The 21,519-nt window shown below is 72.2% G+C and carries 20 protein-coding genes; 7 read left to right on the top strand and 13 right to left on the bottom strand.

Annotated elements, in window-relative coordinates; genetic code table 11:
* Nucleotides 1–137 precede the first annotated feature (137 nt).
* Complete coding sequence (locus DB32_RS27410) at nucleotides 138–1,058, bottom strand: S66 peptidase family protein (RefSeq protein ID WP_075098035.1); 921 nt, start codon at nucleotides 1,056–1,058, stop codon at nucleotides 138–140.
* Between the two features lie 13 nt (nucleotides 1,059–1,071).
* Here DB32_RS27410 and DB32_RS27405 point away from each other — a divergent pair, with 13 nt between their 5' ends.
* Together DB32_RS27405 and DB32_RS27400 are read left to right on the top strand one after the other, a co-directional pair.
* Nucleotides 1,072–1,695 carry a DedA family protein gene (locus tag DB32_RS27405; protein ID WP_157069454.1) on the top strand — a complete coding sequence of 208 codons (624 nt, stop codon included), beginning with the start codon at nucleotides 1,072–1,074 and terminating at the stop codon, nucleotides 1,693–1,695.
* A 180-nt stretch (nucleotides 1,696–1,875) separates the two neighbouring features.
* A complete protein-coding gene (locus DB32_RS27400; protein WP_157069453.1) occupies nucleotides 1,876–2,580 on the top strand; it encodes a hypothetical protein in 705 nt (234 codons plus the stop codon).
* Between the two features lie 191 nt (nucleotides 2,581–2,771).
* Here DB32_RS27400 and DB32_RS27395 read toward each other — a convergent pair whose 3' ends face one another.
* The gene (locus tag DB32_RS27395; RefSeq protein ID WP_053235591.1) at nucleotides 2,772–3,092 is read right to left on the bottom strand and encodes a hypothetical protein; all 321 of its coding nucleotides are present in this window, start codon (nucleotides 3,090–3,092) and stop codon (nucleotides 2,772–2,774) included.
* A 219-nt stretch (nucleotides 3,093–3,311) separates the two neighbouring features.
* On the opposite strand from DB32_RS27395, the gene DB32_RS27390 reads away from it, so the two are divergent.
* Nucleotides 3,312–4,496 (top strand): cupin domain-containing protein, encoded by a 1,185-nt coding sequence (locus DB32_RS27390; RefSeq protein ID WP_053235590.1) that lies wholly within the window; start codon nucleotides 3,312–3,314, stop codon nucleotides 4,494–4,496.
* 28 nt (nucleotides 4,497–4,524) lie between these two features.
* Here DB32_RS27390 and DB32_RS27385 read toward each other — a convergent pair whose 3' ends face one another.
* Genes DB32_RS27385 through DB32_RS27375 form a run of 3 tightly spaced genes read right to left on the bottom strand, consistent with a single transcriptional unit; the run spans nucleotide 4,525 to nucleotide 7,114 of the window.
* Nucleotides 4,525–5,427, bottom strand: a complete 903-nt coding sequence (locus tag DB32_RS27385) for a hypothetical protein (RefSeq protein WP_053235589.1) — start codon at nucleotides 5,425–5,427, stop codon at nucleotides 4,525–4,527.
* Nucleotides 5,412–6,536 carry a FecR family protein gene (locus DB32_RS27380; RefSeq protein ID WP_053235588.1) on the bottom strand — a complete coding sequence of 375 codons (1,125 nt, stop codon included), beginning with the start codon at nucleotides 6,534–6,536 and terminating at the stop codon, nucleotides 5,412–5,414. Before DB32_RS27380 ends, DB32_RS27385 begins: the two co-directional genes overlap by 16 nt.
* Nucleotides 6,533–7,114 (bottom strand): RNA polymerase sigma factor, encoded by a 582-nt coding sequence (locus DB32_RS27375; RefSeq protein WP_169791574.1) that lies wholly within the window; start codon nucleotides 7,112–7,114, stop codon nucleotides 6,533–6,535. Before DB32_RS27375 ends, DB32_RS27380 begins: the two co-directional genes overlap by 4 nt.
* A 114-nt stretch (nucleotides 7,115–7,228) precedes the next feature.
* Between DB32_RS27375 and DB32_RS27370 the strand changes: the two genes are divergently transcribed.
* Entirely contained in the window at nucleotides 7,229–7,969 is a 741-nt protein-coding gene (locus tag DB32_RS27370) for a hypothetical protein (RefSeq protein ID WP_157069452.1), read from the top strand.
* A 1-nt stretch (nucleotide 7,970) separates the two neighbouring features.
* Here the strand turns inward: DB32_RS27370 and DB32_RS27365 are convergent, their stop codons facing one another.
* Entirely contained in the window at nucleotides 7,971–9,689 is a 1,719-nt protein-coding gene (locus DB32_RS27365; protein ID WP_053235585.1) for a hypothetical protein, read from the bottom strand.
* Between the two features lie 95 nt (nucleotides 9,690–9,784).
* On the opposite strand from DB32_RS27365, the gene DB32_RS27360 reads away from it, so the two are divergent.
* Nucleotides 9,785–10,870 carry an aldo/keto reductase gene (locus DB32_RS27360; RefSeq protein ID WP_053235584.1) on the top strand — a complete coding sequence of 362 codons (1,086 nt, stop codon included), beginning with the start codon at nucleotides 9,785–9,787 and terminating at the stop codon, nucleotides 10,868–10,870.
* Between the two features lie 675 nt (nucleotides 10,871–11,545).
* Here the strand turns inward: DB32_RS27360 and DB32_RS27355 are convergent.
* The 7 genes from DB32_RS27355 to DB32_RS27325 all read right to left on the bottom strand — a co-directional run bounded on the left by DB32_RS27355 (nucleotide 11,546) and on the right by DB32_RS27325 (nucleotide 20,178).
* Nucleotides 11,546–13,342, bottom strand: a complete 1,797-nt coding sequence (locus DB32_RS27355) for an SLC13 family permease (RefSeq protein ID WP_053235583.1) — start codon at nucleotides 13,340–13,342, stop codon at nucleotides 11,546–11,548.
* A 66-nt stretch (nucleotides 13,343–13,408) separates the two neighbouring features.
* Nucleotides 13,409–14,497: a DNA topoisomerase IV subunit B family protein gene (locus DB32_RS27350; protein ID WP_157069451.1), complete on the bottom strand. Its 1,089-nt coding sequence runs from the start codon at nucleotides 14,495–14,497 to the stop codon at nucleotides 13,409–13,411.
* 122 nt (nucleotides 14,498–14,619) lie between these two features.
* Nucleotides 14,620–15,432 carry a hypothetical protein gene (locus DB32_RS27345; protein WP_157069450.1) on the bottom strand — a complete coding sequence of 271 codons (813 nt, stop codon included), beginning with the start codon at nucleotides 15,430–15,432 and terminating at the stop codon, nucleotides 14,620–14,622.
* A gap of 1 nt (nucleotide 15,433) precedes the next feature.
* A complete protein-coding gene (locus DB32_RS27340; RefSeq protein WP_240481258.1) occupies nucleotides 15,434–16,228 on the bottom strand; it encodes a succinate dehydrogenase/fumarate reductase iron-sulfur subunit in 795 nt (264 codons plus the stop codon).
* 11 nt (nucleotides 16,229–16,239) lie between these two features.
* Nucleotides 16,240–18,183, bottom strand: a complete 1,944-nt coding sequence (locus DB32_RS27335) for a fumarate reductase/succinate dehydrogenase flavoprotein subunit (RefSeq protein WP_053235580.1) — start codon at nucleotides 18,181–18,183, stop codon at nucleotides 16,240–16,242.
* A 45-nt stretch (nucleotides 18,184–18,228) separates the two neighbouring features.
* Nucleotides 18,229–18,948 carry a succinate dehydrogenase cytochrome b subunit gene (locus DB32_RS27330; protein ID WP_053235579.1) on the bottom strand — a complete coding sequence of 240 codons (720 nt, stop codon included), beginning with the start codon at nucleotides 18,946–18,948 and terminating at the stop codon, nucleotides 18,229–18,231.
* 69 nt (nucleotides 18,949–19,017) lie between these two features.
* The gene (locus DB32_RS27325) at nucleotides 19,018–20,178 is read right to left on the bottom strand and encodes a KamA family radical SAM protein (RefSeq protein ID WP_083457831.1); all 1,161 of its coding nucleotides are present in this window, start codon (nucleotides 20,176–20,178) and stop codon (nucleotides 19,018–19,020) included.
* Nucleotides 20,179–20,463: 285 nt separating this feature from the next.
* Between DB32_RS27325 and DB32_RS49165 the strand changes: the two genes are divergently transcribed.
* A complete protein-coding gene (locus tag DB32_RS49165; protein WP_083457829.1) occupies nucleotides 20,464–20,880 on the top strand; it encodes a hypothetical protein in 417 nt (138 codons plus the stop codon).
* 108 nt (nucleotides 20,881–20,988) lie between these two features.
* Nucleotides 20,989–21,492, top strand: a complete 504-nt coding sequence (locus DB32_RS27315; protein ID WP_053235578.1) for a hypothetical protein — start codon at nucleotides 20,989–20,991, stop codon at nucleotides 21,490–21,492.
* Nucleotides 21,493–21,519: the final 27 nt, after the last annotated feature.

The following is a 21,519-nucleotide window of genomic DNA, read 5'->3' as shown; positions in this document are numbered from 1 at the left end:
GGATGCGCATCGAGGTGATGAAGACGCGGAGCGATGTTTCTACCCCGGCGGAATGGGCCGGGCACGCCCCCGGAAGAGCACGGCCGGCGGAGCATTACCCCGCGAACATATGTGCGCCAACGCGGCGTCGAGAAAGATCACAAGTGGACCACCGGCTCGACGAAGGTCACGCACCCGCGAGTGCCGTCGATCCGTGCGCGCGCGCCGAGCGGAAGCTCGAGCGGCTCGTCCACGTGGCCGCACGGCAGTCCCGTGAGGACCGGCACGCCGAGGTCGCCGAGGCGCTCCGCGATCACCGTCTCGACCGTCGTCCCATCGGCGCTCGCCGCGCATCGCGTGAACGTTCCGACCAGCACGCCCGCGACGCGCGCGAGCGCGCCCGAGAGGCGCAGCTGCGTGAGCATCCGATCGACGCGATAGGGCGCCTCGCCGACGTCTTCGACGAACAGGATCGCGCCGTCGAGCGGAGGCGCGAGCGGCGTGCCCGTCATCGCGGCGAGCAGCGCGAGGTTCCCGCCGATCACCTTCGCCTCGACCACGTCGCGCGACGCGCCGATCGGCGCGAGACCTTCGAACGCGTGCTCGCGCGCGCCCTCGACGGACTCGATCCACCGCGCGAGCATCGCGTGGCTCCCGCGCCCGAGCGCCGCGACCATCGACGCGTGCAGCGAGCACACGCCCGCGCGTGCCCAGAGCGCGTGCAGCGCGGTCACGTCGCTGAACCCGACGAGCAGCTTCGGCTGCGCGGCGACGCGCGCGGGATCGATCGACGACGCGATGCGCATCGCGCCATACCCGCCGCGCGCCGCCACGATGCAGTCGACGTCGGGATCGCCGATCGCGTCCTCGAGCTCCCGCAGCCGACGCGCGTCGTCGCCCGCGAGATAACCCGCTCGCGCGCCTATCTGCTCGTCGTAGGTCACGCGATAGCGCGCGCGGAGCCGATCGACGCCGCGCGCGAAGTCCTGCATATCGAACGGCGACGAGGGCGCGATCACCCGCACGTGCGCGCCCGGGCGCAGCGCGCGCGGCCGCAGCGAGGAGCGATTGGAAGGCACGGCCGAGGAGATCATGCGGTGGCTGGAGCGGAGCGAGGGGCCGCTCGGGTACGTCGTGCTCGCGCTCGCTTCGCTCGTCGAGTACGTCGTGCCGCCGTTCCCGGGCGACACCGTCGCGCTCTTCGGGATCTTCCTCGCCGCGACCGCGGACTGGAGCGCGGCGTGGGTGTACCTCGCGCTCAACGCCGGAGCCATCGGCGGCGGGATGATCGCGTACGGCTTCGGGCGCGCGGTGTCGTCGCCGGAGCGCAGGCCGCGCTGGCTGTGCGGACCGCGCACGACGCGCGCGATCGAGCAGATCACCGCGCGCTACGAGAAGCACGGCGCGGTGTACCTCGCGATCAACCGCTTCGTGCCGGCGCTTCGCGCGTTCTTCTTCGTCGGCGCGGGCATCGCGCGGCTGCCCTGGCCGGCGGTCGTGCTCTGGGGTGGGCTCAGCGCGGCGGTGTGGAACGGGGTCCTGCTCGGCGTCGGGTGGACCGTCGGCGAGAGCTGGGACGAGATGCTCGCGTGGGCGCGCGCGTACTCGGCGGTCGCGACGGCGCTCGTGGTGCTCGTCGTGCTCGCGCTCGTCGCGCGCGCGCTCGTCCGAAGGGCGCGCACGTCGTCGCGCTCGGACGGGGCGCCTCCCGCTTGACGCAACGCGTCCGAAACTCTGACGCGACGCGTGGCACACATCGGAGCTATGGAACATTTCACTGGCAAATCATCGCTTGACGCATTGCGTCACGAGGGCTACCTCAAGGCCGTCGTCGCGCCGTGACGCGCCCCTCGCGTCCGCCGGATCGCGACGGCGAACGAGGAACCGATGCCTCCGATGCTCGCTCCACGTGCGAGGGCGATCTCGCTCTGCTGTGCCCTCGCGAGCATTCCCCTCACCGGCTGTGGCCTCTCCACGGCCAGCGCCGCGCCCGAGACTTCACCGCCCGAGACGTTGATCGCGCGCCTCGAGTCGTCTCCCGCGCTCGACGTCGTCGGCGTCCACAGCGACGCCGAGGTCGTCATGCGCCTCCCGCTCAGCGAGGCGGTCGGCGCTCCGATCCCGCTGGTCGTCGACTACGGCGAGGCGACGATCGGCGCGCACGGCGCGCGCACGCTGGTGCTCGAGAGCCTTCTCTTCGCGTTCGAGCGCGTCGACGTTCCCGCGGAGCGTCTTCCCCCGAACGGCCTGAGCTTCGACGAGATCCGAGTGCGCGCGGTCGGCCCCGTCGAGGCGCACGTCTCGTGGGCGAGCACGAGCGAGGCGCGCGCGCTCACGACGGTCGACCTCGAGCTCGACTGGCGCATGGTGCTGCCCGACGGACAGACGCATCGCCTCGGCACCGAGCGCATCGAGGACGCGGAGGTCGCGCTGCGCGTGCTGCTCGACTCCGAAGGGCGGGTGATCGCCGACGTCGATCTCGCGCTCGAGCAGGTGTGGCAGTGGGCGGGCGTGGTCGAGCTCGAGCACCTCGACGTGCACCTCGTCACGCGCGAGCGGCTGCCGATCGCGCCGCACTGGTCGCGGCCCGTGATGGAGTGATCGCGAGCGGCCCGACGGGAAAAGAAAAGACCGACCACGACCACGACCACGTCGACGACCACGATCACGTGCGCCGTCGTCGTCGCCGCGAACGTGGTCGTGATCGTGAACGTGGTCGTGGTCGTGAACGTGGTCGTGAACGTGGTCGTGGTCGTGAACGTGGTCGTGACGTTGGCGCGGGTCCCGAGCGCTCAGTGACAGGGCCCGCGCCCGCGTCCCGCCGCATCGTTCGGATCGCTGTCGCTCCAGCCGCGCTCCGCGCACACCCCGCGGCCCGCGCCGTCGGCGCCCGGCCCGCTGTCGCGATCGGTGAACCCGGTTCGCCCGCGGCCCGGCGGATCCTGGGGATCGCTGTCGCTCGCCTTCGCCTCGGCGGGCGCGGGTGACGCGATCACCGATGCCGCGCCGAGCGCGCCGAGCGCGCCGAGCGCGCCGCGCCGTCCGAGCCGGTGCGTGACGATGTCGCCGGGGGTGAGCGTCGGTCGCGGCTTCTTGCTGTCGTGATCGGGCATCGCGGGCTTCTCGACGATGGATCCACGTTCGCGATTCGATTGCCAAGATCATGCAGTCAGCGCTCGCCGGCGCAGGGCCCGCGCGAGAGCGTGCGGTCCTGAGCGGACGAGCCGATCTTTGGACACTCCTCGGCGCGTGTGCTCCGACGTGCGCGATCCTCGTCGTTGACGTTTCACTCTCGGCGCGAAGATCCTGAGCCCGTCTTCGTAAGAGGGTTCATGGCCGAGAGCACGTACGCGTTCCGCAAGCTCATCGCTCCGATCACGCCGGAGCAGTTCTACGCCGAGCACTGGGAGCGCAAGCCGCTCGTCATCCGTCGCGAGCAGCGCGACTACTACGCCGACCTCCTCAGCCTGCGCGCGTTCGATCACGTGATCACCACGCAGGCGCTGATGCACCCGCAGTGCTTCATCGCGAACGCCGCGCGGCAGGTCGACGCGAGCGAGTACACGTTCCCGAACAACAGCGTCGACTCGGCGCGCCTCTACCAGCAGTTCGCGGACGGCGGGACGATCGTCTTCAACCAGCTCGAGGGGTTCATCCCGCCGCTGGCCGATCTCTGTCGCTCGCTCGAGCGCGACATCAGCACGCGCTTCCAGTGCAACATCTACTGCACGCCGAGCAACGCGCAGGGCTTCCCCACGCACTACGACTCGCACGACGTCTTCATCCTGCAGATCCACGGGACGAAGCACTGGATCCTCTACAACACGCCGGTCGAGCTGCCCTTCAAGGGCCAGCCGTTCCGCCGCGACGAGACGCCGAAGGGCGAGGTCACCGCGGAGTTCGATCTGCACCCCGGCGACATGCTCTATCTCCCGCGCGGCGTGATGCACGACGCGCAGACGCGCGAGGGCGAGACGCTGCACATCACGCTCGGCGCGCTCGCGACGAGCTGGACCGAGCTGCTCCTCGAGGCCGTCGCGAAGGTCGCGCTCGGTGACGCGGACTTCCGCCGCTCGCTCCCCGTCGGCTACGCGCAGACCGAGTTCGATCGCGCGCGGTCGCGCGAGTTCTTCCAGTCGCTCATGAAGCGCGTGGCCGAGCGCGTCGACTTCGACGCCGCGATGGATCACTTCGCGGACGACCTCGTCTCGACGCGCCACGCGCTGCTCGAGGGACAGATGGAGCAGATCCTCCGCCTGCCCAAGCTGAGCGTGAAGGATCGCGCGGGCGCGCGTCCGAACCTCGTCTATCGCTGGAGGATCCGCGACGGTCAGTTCATCGTCTCGTGCTACGGCGCGGAGATGCGCCTGCCCGAGCACGCGGCGGAGCCGGCGCGCTTCGCGCTCGAGACGCCCGACTTCGTGATCGAGGATCTCCCGGGCGACCTCGACGACGCGGGCAAGCTCGTGCTCGTGCGTCGCCTGGTGCGCGAGGGCATGGTGCGCGTCCACGCCTGACGCCCGGGAGCGAGCGTCGCGCTGCAGGCTAGAGCGCGATGCGCACGCCGAGCGCGACGTCGACGATCAGATACGAGAGCGCGAGCGCGGTGCCCGAGGTCTCGACGATCTCGAGCCCCGCGATCACGCCGTCGGCGCCGAGCGCGCCGGCGATCGCGACGCGCGGATCGAGCCACCACGCGAGCTCGAGCGCGAGGCCGAGCGTGCACCACGGCGCGGTCGTGGTGCGCGCGGAGCTGCCGTCGCGCCGGGTGCCGACCGCGTGCACGACGCCGACGTCGGCGCGGGCGAGGAGCGCAGCCTCCAGCGCATCGGAGCGCGCGAAGACCCAGCCCCCCGCGAGCTCGAGCCCGAGCAGGGCGACGTCGACCCGACCTTCGTCCGCGCTGCCGCGTGACCAGCCTCCGCCGAGCGCGGCGCGCGCGATCCAAGTGCCCTCGAACGTCGCGCCAATCGCGAGCTGCGCGAAGACGAGCCCATCCAGCGAGAGCGGGGCGAGCCCGCCACCCGCCGCGAGGTCGAGCGCGGCCCGCGGCGCGTCGTGCGGCGCGACCGGCACGCGCGAGGGCGGTGCGCTCGCCGTGCGCATTCGAGCGGCGGTCGCGAGGGCCAGTCGTGCGCGCTCCACCAACGCGAGCGCGAGCGCGCGTGTCGTGGACGCGAGCTCGTCGCGCGAGGGCAGGGCGATCGCGTCGTGCGCGACGACGCCCTCCGCGCGAGCGACGAACGAGAGGGTGCGCGCGCTCGGATCGCAGAGCGTCGCGTCGAGCTCGATGGTCATCGCCTCCGCACCGACCTCGATCGCGACGAGCTCCGCGAGCAGCACGACGTCGGCGTGCACCGCGGCGCACGCGGGCACGCGCAGTGGTGCGTGCTGCGCTCGCGCGGTCGACGCCGCGAACAGCACGAGCGCGATCAGCGCGCGACCCAACGCTCGACCTGGTGCCGCCACCGTCCCGCGGGATGGTGACGCACGTACTCACGCGCGGCCTCGGTCGCGCGCGCGGTCTCGCCCGCGCGCACCAGCGCCTCGACGCGACGGGCGCGCGCCGCCTCGACGAGGGTGGTGTCGAGCCCGAGCTCCAGCGCGAGCGTGAACGCATCCGCCGCGTCCCGCGGTCGATCGAGGCGGTCGAGCGCGAGGCGCGCGAGCGTGAACGCGGCGAGCGCGCGATCGGCACGCGGCTCGTCGTGCGCGCGCGCGATGTCCCCGAGCAGCGCGGCCGCTTCGGCGACGCGCCCCTGCGAGCGCAGCAGGTCGGCGTCGCGCAGATCGCCCGCGCGTCGCTCGGCGGCTGCGGGCTCGGCCGGTGCAGTCTCGGGGGGCGCGGTCTCGGGCGCGACGGCCTCGGACGGCGCGGTCTCGCGCGATGGCGCGGTCGTGGCGCGAGCTGGCCTGCGCTCGGGCCCCGCGGTCTCGAGCGTCGCCTCCGGCGGCGTCTCGGACCGCGCCGCGACCACGAGCGTCTCGAGCGCCTGCCGCGCGCCGATCGTCATCGACCGACCCGCGGTGAGCCGCGCGAGCCCACCCGGCACGTCGTCACCCCGCACCAGCACGACGCCGTGCTCGACGTCGACCCGCACCCCACCGTCGACGTGCGCCACCGTGAACGACGTGCCGAGCACCTCGACCACCACCGCGCCGGTCTCGACGATCCAGCGCCTCGATCCTCCCGGCGTCACGTCGAACCGTGCGCGCCCTGCGCGCAGCCACCACCGCAGCGCGTGCGCGTCGTTCTCGAGCACGTCGAGCTCGCTGTTCGCGTCCACGTCGACGCGCGAGCCGTCGGCGAGCACCAGGTCGCGCCCCGGCGCGCACGCGAGCTCCGCGCCGTCCCCCAGCTGCAGCGGGCCGGGCCGCGGGGTCGACCCGCGGATCGCGAGGACGACGAGCGCGATCGATGCGGCCGCGGCGCCGATCACGAGCGCGCCGCGCGCCGGGCGCGCGCTGCGCCGCGCCTCGATCGCCCCCCAGTTGTGATGCAGCCGGTGCTCGTCGCTGGCGTCGCGCAGCGACGCGCGCAGTCGCTCGTCGCTCATGCTCGGTCCTCCGCCGTGAGCCGCCGCAGCGGCGCGATTCGCTCGTCTGCCTCGGCGAGCCTGCGCTTGCACGTGGCGAGCGAGACCGAGAGCGCGTGCGCGGTCTCCTCGAGCGTCCAGCCCTCGACGCGATGGAGGATCCACGCGCTCCGTGAAGCCACCGAGAGCGTCGCGAGCGCGCCATCGATCTCGCGCAGCTCCGCGACGAGATCGGGACGGCTCCCGTGCGCGGCGTGCGCCGCGAGCGTCGCGTCGTCGTCACCCCGGTCGAGGCCCAGCGCGCGCAACAGGCGCCGCCGTCGGAACCTGCGATGACAGAGCGTGATCGCGATGCGCTGGATCCACGCGCGGAACGCGACGCCGTCGCGCACCTGATCGAGCCGCTCGAGCGCGCGCACGAACGTGTCCTGCACCACGTCGTCGGCCTCGTGCACCCGGCCGAGCACGCGCGTCACCGCGCTCGTCACCGCGCCGGCGTGGCGCCGGTAGAGCGCCTCCGTCGCCCAGCGATCCCCGTCGCGCGCGCGGCGCACCAGGTCCGCGTCGTCGACGAACGACGGCGCGGGCAGCTCGGTCACGGGAGCGATGCGGGCGGCGCGCGGCACGGGTCGAGGTCAGGATCCCCGACCTCGCGCGATCGGCTCAATGCTTCCGAGGTGAGCCTGGATCCGCACCTCGCGTGTCCTCCTCGCATGACCCGCTCACACGCCCTCCTCGTGATCACGATGCTCCTCGGCGGCTGCGTCACCGAGGCCTCTCTGCTCTCGAGCCCCTCGACGCCCTCGTGCAGCGAGGACGTCGACGTCGTCACCGCGCCCGCGGAGGTCGGGTGCACGTCGATCGAGGTCGAGGGCAGCGACGAGGCCGCCTGCGACACTTCGTCCGTCCCCGACGCCGGTGCCTCACCGATCGTCGCTGGCCGCCGGGTCCGCGTGCGCCGCGCGCACGACCTGCCGACCGTGATGCGCGTCGAGCTCCTCGTCTCGCCGTCGACCTGCACCGTCGGGCCCTGCCCGCGCGATCTGTACTGGCACGGCGGTGGCGGGTGCGAGTGTGGCGTCGGCCTCGAGGGTGGCGGGTTCGAGTCCGGCGTGTACGAGGTCCGGGTCCCGCCTGGCGATTCCACGGTGCTCCTGCCCGATCCCTCGCGGCGTTACCGCGTGAGCGCGTGCACGATGACGTCCGCGCCGTGGCCGACCTACCCGGAGTGCGGCCTCTCCGGCTTCGCGAGCGGCGAGCAGGGCGGCACCTGCCAGCCCTCGTGCTTCACCGACGCCGACTGCCCGGTGCCCAGCTCCGGCACCGCGGTGCCCGACTGCGACGTCGCGGGGACCTCGTGCTCGCTCGACTGCGGCGCCGGTCAGACGTGTCCCGATGGTCAGGTGTGCGGCGCCGTCCTCGGCCGCCTGGTCTGCGTCGTGCCGGACGCATGAGTCAGGGCACGCACTCGCCCGTCGACACGTTGCAGCGCGGCAGGCCGACCATCAGCGAGCGGCACCATGCGTCGCCGCCGAAGAAGTTGCAGCGCGGCGCGCACACGCTGAACGCGCTGCGCCAGCACACCTGATCGAATTCGCTCACGCCCGCGCACGTCGAGTCGTCGAAGCAGCGGCACGTGAACACGTCGGCCGGCGTGTCGTCGCCGGGCTCGTCGTCGATCCCGTTGCAGCACTCGCCGTCGGGCAGGAACGGGCGGCAGTCGCGATCGCTGCAGTCGGTGCGCCCGTCGCGATCGTCGTCGACGCCGTTGGTGCACGCGGCGATGCCGAGCTCGTTCGCGACCGGGCCCGCGTCACGCGGCCGACCCGCATCGCGCGGCGCGCCCGCGTCGAGCGGAGGAGGGCCCGCGTCGCGCGCGCCGCAGCGCGGATCGCGCGCGCAGTCGGGATCCGCGCAGTCGACGAGCCCGTCGCCGTCGTCGTCGCGGAGGTCGGCGCAGAAGAGCTCTCCGCGCGCGCACGCCGGGGCGGGCGCGCAGTCGGGATCGTCGCAGTCGATGCGCTCGTCGCAGTCGTCGTCGACGCCGTCGCCGCAGCGCACCTCGCTCCTCGAGCTCGGACGACACGCGCACGCCGGGTGCGCGCGACAGTCGGGCTCGTCCTCGCAGTCGCGCTGCTCGTCGCAGTCATCGTCGAGGCCGTTCGTGCAGATCTCGCGCTCCGCGCGCGGGACCACGACGCACCCGCCTTCCGCGTCGCTGCACGTCGCGACCTGACACTCCGCGACCGGTCCGCAGTCGAGCGGCGCACCGCGCACGCAGCGCGCCGCGACGCAGCGCTCCTCGCCGTTGCACACCGACGCGTCGCGGCACTGCGCATCGCCCATGCACGGCACCACCCGGCACCCGTCCGCATCACCCGGCACCGGGCTGCAGATCTCGCCCGCGGGACAGCGCGTGCTCGGCCGCGACACGCAAGCGCGCGCGCCCTCGTCGCACACGTCGTCGGTGCACGCCGCGCCGTCCGCGCACGCGATCGGCGTGCCCGCGACGCAGGTGCCGCCCGGGCCGCAGCGCTCCTGTCCGGTGCAGAACAGCCGGTCGTCGCAGTCCGCGTCGCTCCCGCATCGCGCCGCGACGCAGCCGCGCGCGGGATCGCAGGTGCGCCCCGCGCCGCAGAGCGTGTCGTCGGGGATCGACTCGCACGCACCGTCGGGCTCGGCGCAGCGCTCGACCGTGCACTCGACGCCGTCGTCGCAGGACGGCGGAGACGAGAGCGTGCACAGCCCCGAGGGCGCACAGCCCTCGAAGCCGTTGCAGGCGACGCCGTCCTGGCACTCCTCGTCGCTCGTGCAGCGGATCGGCGAGCACCCGAACGTCGGGTCGCACGCCATGAGCCGCGGGCACACCGAGTCGTCGGGCACGCTCACGCAGCCCATGCCCTCGACGCACTGGTCGTGGGTGCACTCGGTCGAGTCGTCGCAGCGGGGCGGCTCGCCGGGCGCGCAGCGGCCGCCGATGCAGAGCTCCACGCCGTTGCACTCGCGGCGATCGTCGCACTGGCCGTCGGTGCGGCACGTGACGGTCGCCGCGTCGAGCCCCGCGCCGCCGTCGCGTGGCATCACCGAGCCGTCGGGCGCGACGTCGAGCGCCGTGCGCACGCCACAGCCCACCAGCGCGAGCGTCGTCCCGAGCACCAGCGCGCGTGCGATCACGGTGTCCTCCGTCGAGGGACGAGCGTATCCCAGATCGCGCAGCGCCCGCGGAAACCGGCGATCACGCCATCGCGCTGCGATAGGATCCCGATCGGATGGAGCAGCGAGCGCTCGGGCCCGGAGATCTGCGGGTATCCGTCGTCACGTTCGGCGCGATGGGCTTCGCCGCGCCAGGCCCCGACGAGGACGCGCGCCGCGCCGCGATCCTCCGCGCCGCGCTCGACGCCGGCGTGACCGCGATCGACACCGCGCCGCTCTACGGCTTCGGTCGCTCGGAGCGCGTCGTCGGCAAGGTCATCGCGGAGCTGCGGCCGCGCCCGAAGGTGCTCACGAAGGTCGGCCTGCGCTGGGACTGCCCCTCGCAGCACGGCGAGCCGCTCTTCCAGGCGCTCGGCGAGCACGGGCAGCCGCTCGTCGTGCGGCGCGACTCGCGCCCGGAGTCGGTGCTGCTCGAGATCGAGCGCAGCCTCGAGCGGCTCGGGGTGGAGCGGCTCGATCTGGTGCAGGTGCACCAGCGTGATCGACGGGTGCCCATCCGCGAGACGTTCGCCGCGCTGCGCGACGCGGTGCGCGCGGGCGCGGTGGCGCACGTCGGGGTGTCGAACTTCACGGGGCGCGAGGTCGAAGAAGCGCGCGCCGCGCTCGGTGACGTGCCGCTCGCGAGCCTGCAGTCGCCGCTGAGCTTGCTGACGCGCGACGTCGAGCGCGACGGGCTCGTCGCGGCGCGCCGCGTGGGCGCGGGGTTCCTCGCGTACTCACCGCTCGCGCAGGGCCTGCTCTGCGGCACCTACGGCCCGCACCGCGAGGTCAAGGACTGGCGCGCCGGGACCGCGCTCTTCGCGCCGAAGGTTCGCGAGCTGATCCAGGAGGCGATCCGCGACGTGCTCCAGCCGATCGCGACGCGCCACGGCGCGACGCCGGGCCAGGTGTCGCTCGCGTGGGTGCTCGCGCGCCCCGGCGTGAGCGCGGTGATCGCGGGCGCGAGCAGCGAGGCGCAGGCGCGACAGAACGCGGGCGCGTCGGCGCTGCGCCTCGAGCCGCGCGAGATCGCGGAGCTGGAGAGCGCGTTCGCGCGGGTCACGGCCGCCGCGCAGCGACACGCGAAGGTCGGCGGGGTGATGCGCAGGGCGCGCAGCGTGGTCGGGGCGGTGAAGCGGCGGGTGATGCCCTCGGGATCGTGAGCGGCTCGGCCGAGCGCGCCCTCGCTGAGCGGACGACCGAGCACGAGAGAACGAGTACGGCGCGCCGCGGACGACCGAGTGCCGGAGGCGCGATCCGTCCGCGATGGCTGCGAACCCCCGACGCACCGCGCGAAGCCACGGTCGCCGCGCGCGACGGTGAGCGAAGAGGCCGAAGCCGAGACGTCCGAGGCTACGACGGTCAGCCGGAGTCGTCGCAGCGAGAATTCTGACTTCCAACCCGTGACGGCACTGGTCGAACGCGAGAATTCTGACTCGCGACCTCTGCCCGAAGTGGTCGAAGCCGAGAATTCTGACTCGCGACCTCTGCCCGAAGTGGTCGCAGGCGAGAATTGTGACTCGTGACCTCATACGCATGGTCACGGATCGATAAATTGTGACTCGTGACCTCATACGCATGGTCACGGATCGATAAATTGTGACTCGTGACCTCATACGCATGGTCACGGATCGACAAATTGTGACTCTGGCCATCCCATCGCCCGGGCTGAAGCGATCGGATTTCACCGCAGAGGGCCGCAGAGGGCCGCAGAGGCCAGCGCGGAGAAGGGGACCGCTCCGACGAAGAGGGCGAGAGACACGAAATCTCTCCGTGGCCCTCCGTGGCCCTCCGCGGTGAGCTCCCGTGCGGCCCCGCCGCGCGCACGCGCTGCCGTATCAGAACGGAAAGACCAGCGGGATCAGCAGCGTCGCGATGATCGCGCACACGATGTCGAGCCCGGCGCCCATCCGCATGAAGTCGCCGAACCGATAGCCGCCCGCGCCGTAGACCATCAGGTGCGTCTGGTACCCGGTCGGCGTCGCGAACCCGCACGACGCGGCGATCGCGACCGCCATCGCGAACGGCATCGCGCTCACGCCGAGCTGCTGCGCCGTCGCGATCGCCAGCGGGAACGCGAGCGCGGCCGCCGCGTTGTTCGTCAGCAGCTCGGTCAGCAGCAGCGTCGTGACGTACACCGCCGCGAGCGCGAACGTCGGGCCGAGCGGCTGCGCGATCGCGACCACGCCGCTCGCCATCACCGCCGCCGCGCCGGTCGACTCCAGCGTCCGCGCGACCACGAGCGCGCCCGCGATCGAGAAGAGCACGCTCCAGTCGATCGAGCGCCGCGCCTGCTCCATCGTGCAGCAGCCGGTCACGATCATCAGCGCGCCGCCCGCGAGCGCGAACGGCAGCACGTCGAGGTTCGTCCACGGCTCGAGCGCGCCGCCGAGCACCACCGCGCCGAGGATCGCGATCGCGATCCAGCCACGGTCGTGGCGCACCGGCGCGCGCCCCTCGACCGCCGAGACGAGGAAGAAGTCGCCGCGATCGCGCTGCTCCTCGAGGAAGCGCGGGGGGCCCTCGACGAGCAGCGTGTCGCCGGGCTGCAGCACGATGTCGCCGACCTTGCGCTTGATGAGCTCGCCGTTGCGATGCACCGCGAGCACCGCCGCGCCGTAGCGACTGCGGAAGCGCCCGTCGCGGATGCTCTTGCCGACCATCGGCGAGGTCACGCTGACGACCGCCTCGCAGAAGATGCGGTCGGTGCGCGGCACGTCGAGCTCGATGCCGTCGCCGTCGGCGACGGGAACGAGCCCGCGCACGTTCGTCAGGTCCGCGACCGACTGCACGAGCCCGACGAAGATCAGCCGATCACCGCCGCGCAGCACGAACTCGGGACCGACGGCGGGCTCGACGTCGTCCCCGCGCTCGACCTCGGCGAGGAAGAGCCCGGGGAGCTGTCGGAGGCCGGCCTTCTCGACCGAGGTGCCGTCGAGCGGGCTGCCCTTCTCGACCTCCATCTCGACGGTGTACTCGCGCGGGTTCGCGAGGCGCTCCGCGGCGGGCGTGCGCGAGGGCAGGAGGATGCGCGACGCGATCACCACGTAGACGATGCCCGCGACCGCGATCGCGATGCCGATCGGGGTGAGCGAGAACATGCCCATCGGCGGCATGCCGGCGTCGATCATCAGGCCCTGCACGACGATGTTCGTGCTGGTGCCGATCAGCGTGCACACGCCGCCGAGCACCGCCGCGTACGAGAGCGGCATCAGGAGGCGCGTGACGTCGAGGCGGTAGGTGCGCGCCCAGTCCTTCACGACCGGCAGGAACGCGGCGACGACGGTCGTGTTGTTGAGGAACGCGCTGACGGCGGTGACCGGCAGCATCATCCGCACTTGCGCGACGAGCGTGCTGCGTGGCCTGCCGAGGATGGGCGCGCCGATGCGCGAGCTGCCGCCCGAGTGCGCGAGCCCCGCCGCGACGACGAAGAGCGCCGCGACCGTGACCAGGCCCTGGTTGCCGAGCGACGACGCGACGTCGCGCGGGTCGAGGAACCGATCCGAGAAGATCCGGAGCGTCGAGAGCACCGTCGCGGCGCCGAGCAGGAGCGCATCGGCCGAGGCGAGGTTGCGCGCGAGCGCGACGACGAGCGCGGCGACCACGCCGCAGGTCACGTACCCTTCCCAGCCCAAGCGCGACGCCTCCGACGAACGAGCGACCGCATCCTAGCGCGGGCACGTCGTCGAAACACCAGTTTCTCAGTGGGGAATGCGGGAATCGAGCCGCGCGGCGAGCTCCTCGGTGGTGCACCCGGTGTTGCGTGCGAGCTGCGCGAGCAGGGCAGGGCGCGCGAGGACGTAGGGCGCGAGCACGGGCTCGAGGGCTTCGCGCACCAGCTCGTCGAGGCCCACCTTCGACCCGACGCCGACATCGATCGCGATCGCGCCGACCAGACCGCGCGCGACGTTCTCGGGCAGCCGCGCGCCCGGCCCCGGCTCGAAGAGGCAGCGCTCCGGGAGCAGCGCGGTCGCCATCGTCCCGACGAGCGCGGGCGCGAGATCGTCCTGCCGCAGCTGGTTCCACCATCCGACCGCCCACGCGTCGACCCGCGCGGGCCCGTCTTCGACCCAGCCGAGCGCGATCGCGAGCGAGGTGCCGTCGACGCGCGCGAGATGCGCCAGGAGCGGCTCGGCGACGCCTCGGGCGACCAGCCGATCGACGAGACCGTTCGGCGCGTGGTGCTCGTGCGTGGCGCCCGAGCGCGCATCCAGCATGTGGATCCGCGTGCCCGCCGCGAGCACCGCGAGGTCGTCGAGCAATGCGTCGAGCTCGTCGGCGACGATGCGCGCGTTCACCCCGAAGATGCCGAGATCGAGCGCTCCACGGACGCGCACCATCCGCCGGGCAGCGGAGCAGTCCGAGCGCTCGTCGGACACCGCGACTCCCTTCTTCCAGCACACCCGGGCGCGTGCGCCATCCGCGCTGGCCTCGACATCGAAGGCCTCACAGAGCGCGTTCGTCACCGCGGGATTGCACGCCTCCACGAAGACCCGCCGCTCGCGAATGCACTCGCAGCCGCAGTGCATCGTGGAGAACACGGTGCGCAGCGAGAGCGTGTCGGCGGGGACGCGTGCGTCCTCGCCGACGATCTCGAAGCGCGTGTCGTCCTCGATCGTGACGATCACGCGTGACGCACCGGTGTGCAGGAAGGTGCGGACCGCCTCGGCGATGCACCGGGAAACCGTGCGAGAGTCGCGCAGGTCTCCGACGTACATCCCTGGCCGTTTCCGGATCGGTTCGAGGCCCTCGAGCACCTCGATGTCACGAGGCTCATAGGTCGCGCCCATCGCGTCTCCTCCTGGGTGGATCGCGCTCGCACGCGCGCATCCCACGTCGCGTTCGGAGCCCCTCCAGCGGGCGCGATCAATGACGGAAGAGTACCACGATCAAACGCGGAATTCGACGGGTTTCACCGCGAATTCAGCGCTTCACCGAGCGCGTCGACGAAGCGCTCGTCGAGCCCTTCGTCGCGCCAGCTCGAGCGCGCTCCGGGCGTCGTGACCTCGCCCGTCGTGCCGTCGATCGTGAAGGTCACGCGGCAGTCGCTGGCGCCGTCGCAGGTCACGCGCTCGAAGCGATACGCGGTCCCGCTCGCGCACCAGTTCTCTTCACACACCGCGTTCAGCCGATCGATGACCGGCTCGCCGCGCGGCATCGCGGGGTCGAGCTCGGTGCCCACCGCGAGCTCGTAGGGCGCGCCCGCGTGCTCCGCGTCCCAGGTGCCGACCCACACCCGCAGCGCGCCCGGCGCGAGCGTGCGCGCGATCGCCGGCGCGAGGCCGTCGAAGTCGTCGTTGCAGAGCCACGCGCCGTCCGCGGTCTGCACGAGCAGCGTGGTGTCGCCTTCGCTCGTGACCCGCAGCGCGACGTGCGTCTCCGCGGTCACGTCGATCACGTGATCGGGCTCCTCCGCGACGTGCCCCGCGCACTCGCCGCGTCGCGTGCTCGCGGCGACGGATCCGCCCGCGGTCCCTGCGAGCTGCGCGGTGCCGCCCGGCGCGATCGATGCGCGCGTGGTCGCCGGCGCTTCGGGCGCGCGTCGCTCGCGCGGCGGCTCGACGTCGATCGCGGCGAGATCCTCGTCGAGATCGAGATCGGTCGGCAGCGCGCCCGGCGGTCCGGGCCACGGGAGCTCGTCCTCGACGTCGCACGCGGCGAGAGCGCACGCGAGCGCGATCACCACGCCCCTCGGGAACGAGGCGTGCGACGTCGATCGAGTCATCTCACCCAGCGCCGCCGTCTTTGGCGGTCGGCTCCTTGTACGTGAGCTGCGCCTTCAGGTGATCGCGGTTCATGCGCGCGATGAACGCGACGCTGATCTGCTTCGGGCACGCGGCCTCGCACTCGTAGTGGTTCGAGCACGCGCCGAACCCCTCGCGGTCGTGCTGCGCGACCATGTCGAGCGCGCGGCGCGAGCGCTCCGCCTGGCCCTGCGGGAGCAGGCCGAGGTGCGAGATCTTCGCCGCCGTGAAGAGGCTCGCCGACGCGTTCGGGCACGCCGCGACGCACGCGCCGCAGCCGATGCACGCCGCCGCGTCCATCGCCTCGTCGGCGATGGGCTTCGGGATGGGCATCTCGTTCGCGTCGACCGCGCTGCCCGCGCGCACCGTGATGTAGCCGCCCGCCTGGATGATCCGATCGAGCGACGCGCGCTCGACCATCAGGTCCCTGATCACCGGGAACGACTTCGCGCGGAACGGCTCGACGTAGATGGTCGCGCCGTTCTCGAACTTGCGCATGTGGAGCTGGCAGGTCGTCGTCGCGCGCTGCGGCCCGTGGGGCTGCCCGTTGATCACGACGCCGCACGTGCCGCAGATGCCCTCGCGGCAGTCGTGATCGAACGCGAACGGCTCCTTGCCCGCCAGGATCAGGCGGTCGTTCACGACGTCCATCATCTCGAGGAACGACGCGTGCGTGCTGATGCCCTTCGCGTACTCCGAGTAGTCCTCGAAGCGACCCGCGTCGTTCGGGCCGTTCTGTCGCCAGACGTGAAGCTTGAGATCGATCGTCTCGGCCACGGTTCAGCTCCTCACTTGTACGAACGCTGGGTGAGCTTGACGTACTCGAACGTCAGCGGTTCCTTCACGAGCTCCCACGACGTCCCCGCGCCGCCCTTGCCCTGCCACTGCCAGGCCGCGGCGTACGCGAACTTCTCGTCGTTGCGCTGCGCTTCGCCTTCCGGCGTCTGGAACTCCTCGCGCAGATGGCAGCCCGCGCTCTCCTCGCGGTCGAGCGCGTCGAGGCACATCAGCTCGCCGAGCTCCATGAAGTCCGCGACGCGCCCCGCCTTCTCGAGCTCGCGGTTGAGCGCCTCGCCGCCGCCCGTGATCTTCACGTCGCGGTGGAACTGCTCGCGCAGATCCGGGATCGCCGCGAGGGCCTGCTTCAGGTCCTTCGCGTTGCGGGCCATGCCGCAGTTGTCCCAGATGATCGCGCCGAGCTTGCGGTGGAACTGGTCGACGGTCTGGCGGCCCTTCTGGCCGACGTCGACGAGCTTCTGGAAGCGATCCTTCGCCTCGCGCAGCGCGTCCTTCACGGCCGGGTGCGACTCGTCCGCCTTCGCCTTGCCCTTGCGCGCGAGGTAGTCGGTGATCGTGTACGGCAGCACGAAGAAGCCGTCCGCGAGGCCCTGCATCAGCGCGCTCGCGCCGAGGCGGTTCGCGCCGTGATCCGAGAAGTTCGCCTCACCCGCGACGAAGCATCCGTCGATCGTGCTCATGAGGTTGTAGTCGACCCAGAGCCCACCCATCGTGTAGTGGGTCGCCGGGTAGATGCGCATCGGCGTCTCGTACGGGTCCTCGCCGGTGATGCGCTCGTACATCTCGAAGAGGTTGCCGTACTTCTCCGCGATGGTGGCCTTGCCGTCGCGCTTGATGGCCGCGCCGAAGTCGAGGTAGACGCCGCGCCGCACGCCCATGACCTCGGGGCCGACGCCGCGACCCTCGTCGCACACGCGCTTGGCGGCGCGCGACGCGATGTCGCGCGGGACGAGGTTGCCGAACGACGGGTAGATGCGCTCGAGGTAGTAGTCGCGCTTCTCCTCGGGGATCGTGCGCGGGTCCTTCGTGCAGTCGCCCGCGTCCTTCGGCACCCACACGCGGCCGTCGTTGCGCAGCGACTCGCTCATCAGAGTCAGCTTGCTCTGGTACTCGCCCGCCTGCGGGATGCACGTCGGGTGGATCTGCGTGAAGCACGGGTTCGCGAAGAGCGCGCCCTTCTTGTGCGCGCGCCAGATCGCGGTCGCGTTGCAGCCCTTGGCGTTCGTCGAGAGGTAGAAGACGTTGCCGTAGCCGCCGGTCGCGAGGATCACGACGTCCGCGGTGTGCGCCTCGAGCTTTCCGGTGACGAGGTCGCGCGTGACGATGCCGACCGCGCGCCCGTCGGCGACGATCAGGTCCACCATCTCGCAGCGCGTGTACATCTTGACCTTGCCGCCCGCGATCGTGCGCTCGAGCGACGAGTACGCGCCGAGCAGCAGCTGCTGGCCGGTCTGACCGCGCGCGTAGAACGTGCGCGAGACCTGCGCGCCGCCGAAGCTGCGGTTCGCGAGCAGGCCTCCGTACTCGCGCGCGAAGGGCACGCCGAGCGCCGCGCACTGGTCGATGATGTTGACGCTGACCTCGGCGAGGCGGTGGACGTTGCTCTCGCGCGCGCGGAAGTCGCCGCCCTTCACCGTGTCGTAGAAGAGGCGGTGGATGCTGTCGCCGTCGCCCTGGTAGTTCTTCGCGGCGTTGATGCCGCCCTGGGCGGCGATCGAGTGCGCGCGGCGCGGCGAGTCCTGGTAGCAGAACGCCTTGACGTTGTAGCCGAGGTCCGCGAGCGACGCGGCGCCGGCCGCACCGGCGAGCCCGGTGCCGACCATGATGATGTCGAACTTCCGCTTGTTCGCGGGGTTGACCAGCTTCATGTCGAAGCGGTGGTTCTCCCAGCGCTTGTCGATCGGGCCCGTCGGGGCGTTCGAGCGCAGCTCCATCTCGTGATGCTCCTTACGACGAACGGAAGTTGAGACCGCGCGCGCTCAGGGCGTGGGCGGCAGCGCGGGGAGGTCGGGCACGTCGCCGCCGATGACGCGCGCCATGATCGTGAGCGGGATGATCACGTTGCCGAGCGTCACGAACGCGGCGAACGCCATCGCGGCGCCGCGGATGCGCTGGTCGAAGCGCGGCGAGCGGAGGCCGAGGCTCTGCAGCAGCGAGTGGCCACCCTGGTAGAGGTGGAAGCCGAGCAGGATGTTCGCGAAGACGTAGAACGACGTGACCCAGATGCTGCGGAACCCGTAGACGACGTTGAGATAGACGTCGTGGGGATCGAAGCGGTAGCCCTGGACGACGTCGGCGCCGATCGTCAGGTGCGCGAGGTGGAACGCGATGAACGCGAACACGATCGGGCCCGAGAGGATCATCGTCTTGCGCGCGTAGCGCAGCAGCGGGCCCTGCGCGCCGACGTCGCTCGCGACCTTGTAGCGGCTGGGGCGCGCGGCGTTGTTCGCGAGCGAGAGCTGCACCGTGAGCCCGACGTGCACGACGAGCGCGAGCAGCAGGATGGCGCGCGCCGTCCAGAGCGCCTTCGGCATCGAGTGCAGGAGCTCGGCGTACGCGTTGAGGTGCTCGGGGCCGAGGAAGACCTGCAGGTTGCCGATCAGGTGGGCGATCACGAAGCCGAAGAGGATGGCGCCCGTGATGGCGACCAGCGCCTTCTTCCCGATCGAGGTCCGCGTGAGGGTCAGCGCCTTCTGCATCGTCGGTTCCTGCTCTCGCCGCGCCCCTGCGCGTGAGGCGCGCCAGCTATACACCCAGGGTTTCGGAATTCAATCGCGATCCGCAGGGACGCACACCTTCGGCGGCGAGGGCGGATCGACGTAGTCGACCTCCACGCCGCGGTGCGTGCGGAGCGTGGTGACACCGCGCTCGCGCCGCACGATCCAATCCGGTCCGACCGGCACCTTCCCCATGCCGCCCGGCGTGTCGACGATCAGCTTCGGCAGCGCGATGCCGCCGACGCGTCCCTGCAGTCGTTCCATGAGGTCGATCCCGGTCTGCAGCGGCGTGCGCAGGTGCGAGGTGCCGCGGACCGGGTCGGCCTGGAGCAGGTAATAGGGCCGGACGCGCGCGCGCACCAGGCCTCGGAAGAGCGTCTCGAGCGTGCGCGCGTCGTCGTTCACGCCGCGCAGGAGCACGCTCTGGTTCATCACCGGGATCCCGTGATCCACGAGGCGCGCGCACGCGTCGCGCGACTCGGGCGAGAGCTCCTTCGGATGGTTGAAGTGGGTCATGACCCAGACCGACGGGTGCGATCGCAGCGCCCGACACAGATCCGACGAGATGCGCTGCGGCAACGTGACAGGCGCGCGCGTGGCCATGCGGACGACCATCACGTGCTCGATGCGCGCGAGGCGCTCGAGGATGGCTGCGATGCGCGCGTCGGTGCCGACCAGCGGGTCGCCGCCCGAGACGATCACGTCGTGGATCTCGGGGTGCGCCTCGATCCACGCGAACGCGGGCTCGAGCTTCTCGAGGGCGCGCACGCCGCCGTCCTGGCCGACCATGCGCGAGCGCGTGCAGAAGCGGCAGTAGACCGAGCAGCGGTCGGTCGCGATCAAGAGGACGCGGTCGGGATATCGACGCACGAGGTGCGGCGCGACCTCGTGCGCTTCTTCGCCGAGCGGATCGCGCAGATCGCCGGGGACCTCGCGCGCCTCCTCGATGCGCGGCACGCACTGCAGGCGGATCGGACAGTGGGGATCCCGTCGATCGCAGAGCCCGAGGTAATAGGGCGTGATCGACATCGGGAACCCGCCCGCGAGCGCGCGTCGGGTGCCCTCGCGCTCCTCCGGCGTGAGCTCCAGCGCAGCCTCGAGCCCGGCGAGATCGGTGATCGCGTGGCGGACCTGCCAGCGCCAGTCGGACGCATCGAGGCCCGCGTCGTCGTCGGCGGGCGGGCGGGCCGACGGCAGGACGGGGAGCGACATCGGGCGCGAGCATGACAGCGAAGCCGTGCTGCGGCGAACGCGGGGCGCGCGCGGCGAGCAACCGTTGCGTGATCGGGACGAGGTGGCGCGCGCGAGGCGGGGGGGCATTGCGGCGCGGCGCGAAACAAATGCAACATCCCGCGCGGATTCGCGCCTGGTCCGCTTCTTGGTCTTGGCCCGGCGCGCCCCGCGAGGCGGGACCTTCCCGCAGCCTTCTCGCGCCACGCGCCCCACGAGGGGCGCGCAGTGGGCCTTCCGTTCCGGAAGAGAGCCAGGAGGACAGGAATGAAGACGATCGCGAAGCTCACCATCTCGCTCGCCATGCTCGGTCTCGTCGCGTGCGGGTCGTCGGAGACGGCCGAGACACCGGCGGCCGAGGCCCCGGCGGCGGCTCCGGCGGCTCCGGCGGCGCCCGCGGCCGAGCCGGCTCCGGCGCCCGCGGCCGAGGCGGCCCCTGCGGCCGAAGCGGCGCCCGCGGCGGGCGGCGGCGGCGGCGTCTGCGCGCGCGCGCAGGAGTGCTGCACGGCGTACGTCAACGCGATGCCCGGCGGCGCGGCGAGCGGCGCGGGCGCGGCCTGCGATGCGCTGCGCCAGACGGCGGCGGCGGGCGCGTCGGCGGAGCCGGCCTGCCAGGCGGCGATCGACGGCTACCGCCAGTCGCTCACCGCGATGGGCACCGCGGTCCCCGCGGCCTGCCAGTGATCGTCTGACGATCGACGAACGGGCGCGCGCTCGCGGTCTCGCGGGCGCGCGCTCGCGCGTTTTCGTCGGTGATCCCGGCACGCGACCTCCGGTACGATGGCTCCCCGCATGGGGCAGGGCGGGGGCGAGAGCGGCACGGTCGTCGTGGTCGACGGCGCGTCGTCGGTGGTGGTCGACACGCGCGCGTGGCCGGTGGTGATCGCGACGTGGTTCGGGGAGCCGACGGAGGCGCTGGTCGAGCGCTACTTCGCGGTGCACGGGGAGGTCGTCGATCGCGCGCGGGCGAGCCGCACGCGCTTCGTGCTGATCACCGACACGTTCGCGACCGGCGCGCCGTCGCCCAAGGCGCGCAAGCGCATCGTCGACCTCACGGCCGCGCAGGCGCCCGACGTCGCGGCGCTGACGGTGCGCAGCTTCGTCGTGATCGAGAGCATGCTGATGCGCGGGGTCGTGACCGCGCTCGCGTGGGTCTACCCGAAGATGGCGGAGTCCGAGAACGTCGCGACGATCACCATCGCGCTCGAGCGCGCGTTCGCCGAGCTCGACGCGGCGCGCGTCGCGCGGCCGGTCGGGATGACGCCGCGCGACTACCGGCGCCCGGCTCGCCCGTGACGCGTGACTCTCGCGCGTGAAGCGGGC

Origin of the sequence: Sandaracinus amylolyticus (assembly GCF_000737325.1) — a bacterium.
Taxonomy (GTDB): Bacteria; Myxococcota_A; Polyangia; order Polyangiales; family Sandaracinaceae; genus Sandaracinus; species Sandaracinus amylolyticus.
Note: the sequence above shows the minus strand (reverse complement) of the source record. Positions and strands in the feature narration are given on the sequence as shown.

Coding starts and splice junctions, on each gene's coding strand:
- DB32_RS27405 (WP_157069454.1), top strand. CDS start 1,072: ATGCGGTGGCTGGAGCGGAGCGAGGGGCCGCTCGGGTACGTCGTGCTC.
- DB32_RS27400 (WP_157069453.1), top strand. CDS start 1,876: ATGCTCGCTCCACGTGCGAGGGCGATCTCGCTCTGCTGTGCCCTCGCG.
- DB32_RS27395 (WP_053235591.1), bottom strand. CDS start 3,092: ATGCCCGATCACGACAGCAAGAAGCCGCGACCGACGCTCACCCCCGGC.
- DB32_RS27390 (WP_053235590.1), top strand. CDS start 3,312: ATGGCCGAGAGCACGTACGCGTTCCGCAAGCTCATCGCTCCGATCACG.
- DB32_RS27380 (WP_053235588.1), bottom strand. CDS start 6,536: ATGAGCGACGAGCGACTGCGCGCGTCGCTGCGCGACGCCAGCGACGAG.
- DB32_RS27370 (WP_157069452.1), top strand. CDS start 7,229: ATGACCCGCTCACACGCCCTCCTCGTGATCACGATGCTCCTCGGCGGC.
- DB32_RS27360 (WP_053235584.1), top strand. CDS start 9,785: ATGGAGCAGCGAGCGCTCGGGCCCGGAGATCTGCGGGTATCCGTCGTC.
- DB32_RS27350 (WP_157069451.1), bottom strand. CDS start 14,497: ATGGGCGCGACCTATGAGCCTCGTGACATCGAGGTGCTCGAGGGCCTC.
- DB32_RS27345 (WP_157069450.1), bottom strand. CDS start 15,432: ATGACTCGATCGACGTCGCACGCCTCGTTCCCGAGGGGCGTGGTGATC.
- DB32_RS27335 (WP_053235580.1), bottom strand. CDS start 18,183: ATGGAGCTGCGCTCGAACGCCCCGACGGGCCCGATCGACAAGCGCTGG.
- DB32_RS27330 (WP_053235579.1), bottom strand. CDS start 18,948: ATGCAGAAGGCGCTGACCCTCACGCGGACCTCGATCGGGAAGAAGGCG.
- DB32_RS27325 (WP_083457831.1), bottom strand. CDS start 20,178: ATGTCGCTCCCCGTCCTGCCGTCGGCCCGCCCGCCCGCCGACGACGAC.
- DB32_RS49165 (WP_083457829.1), top strand. CDS start 20,464: ATGAAGACGATCGCGAAGCTCACCATCTCGCTCGCCATGCTCGGTCTC.
- DB32_RS27315 (WP_053235578.1), top strand. CDS start 20,989: ATGGGGCAGGGCGGGGGCGAGAGCGGCACGGTCGTCGTGGTCGACGGC.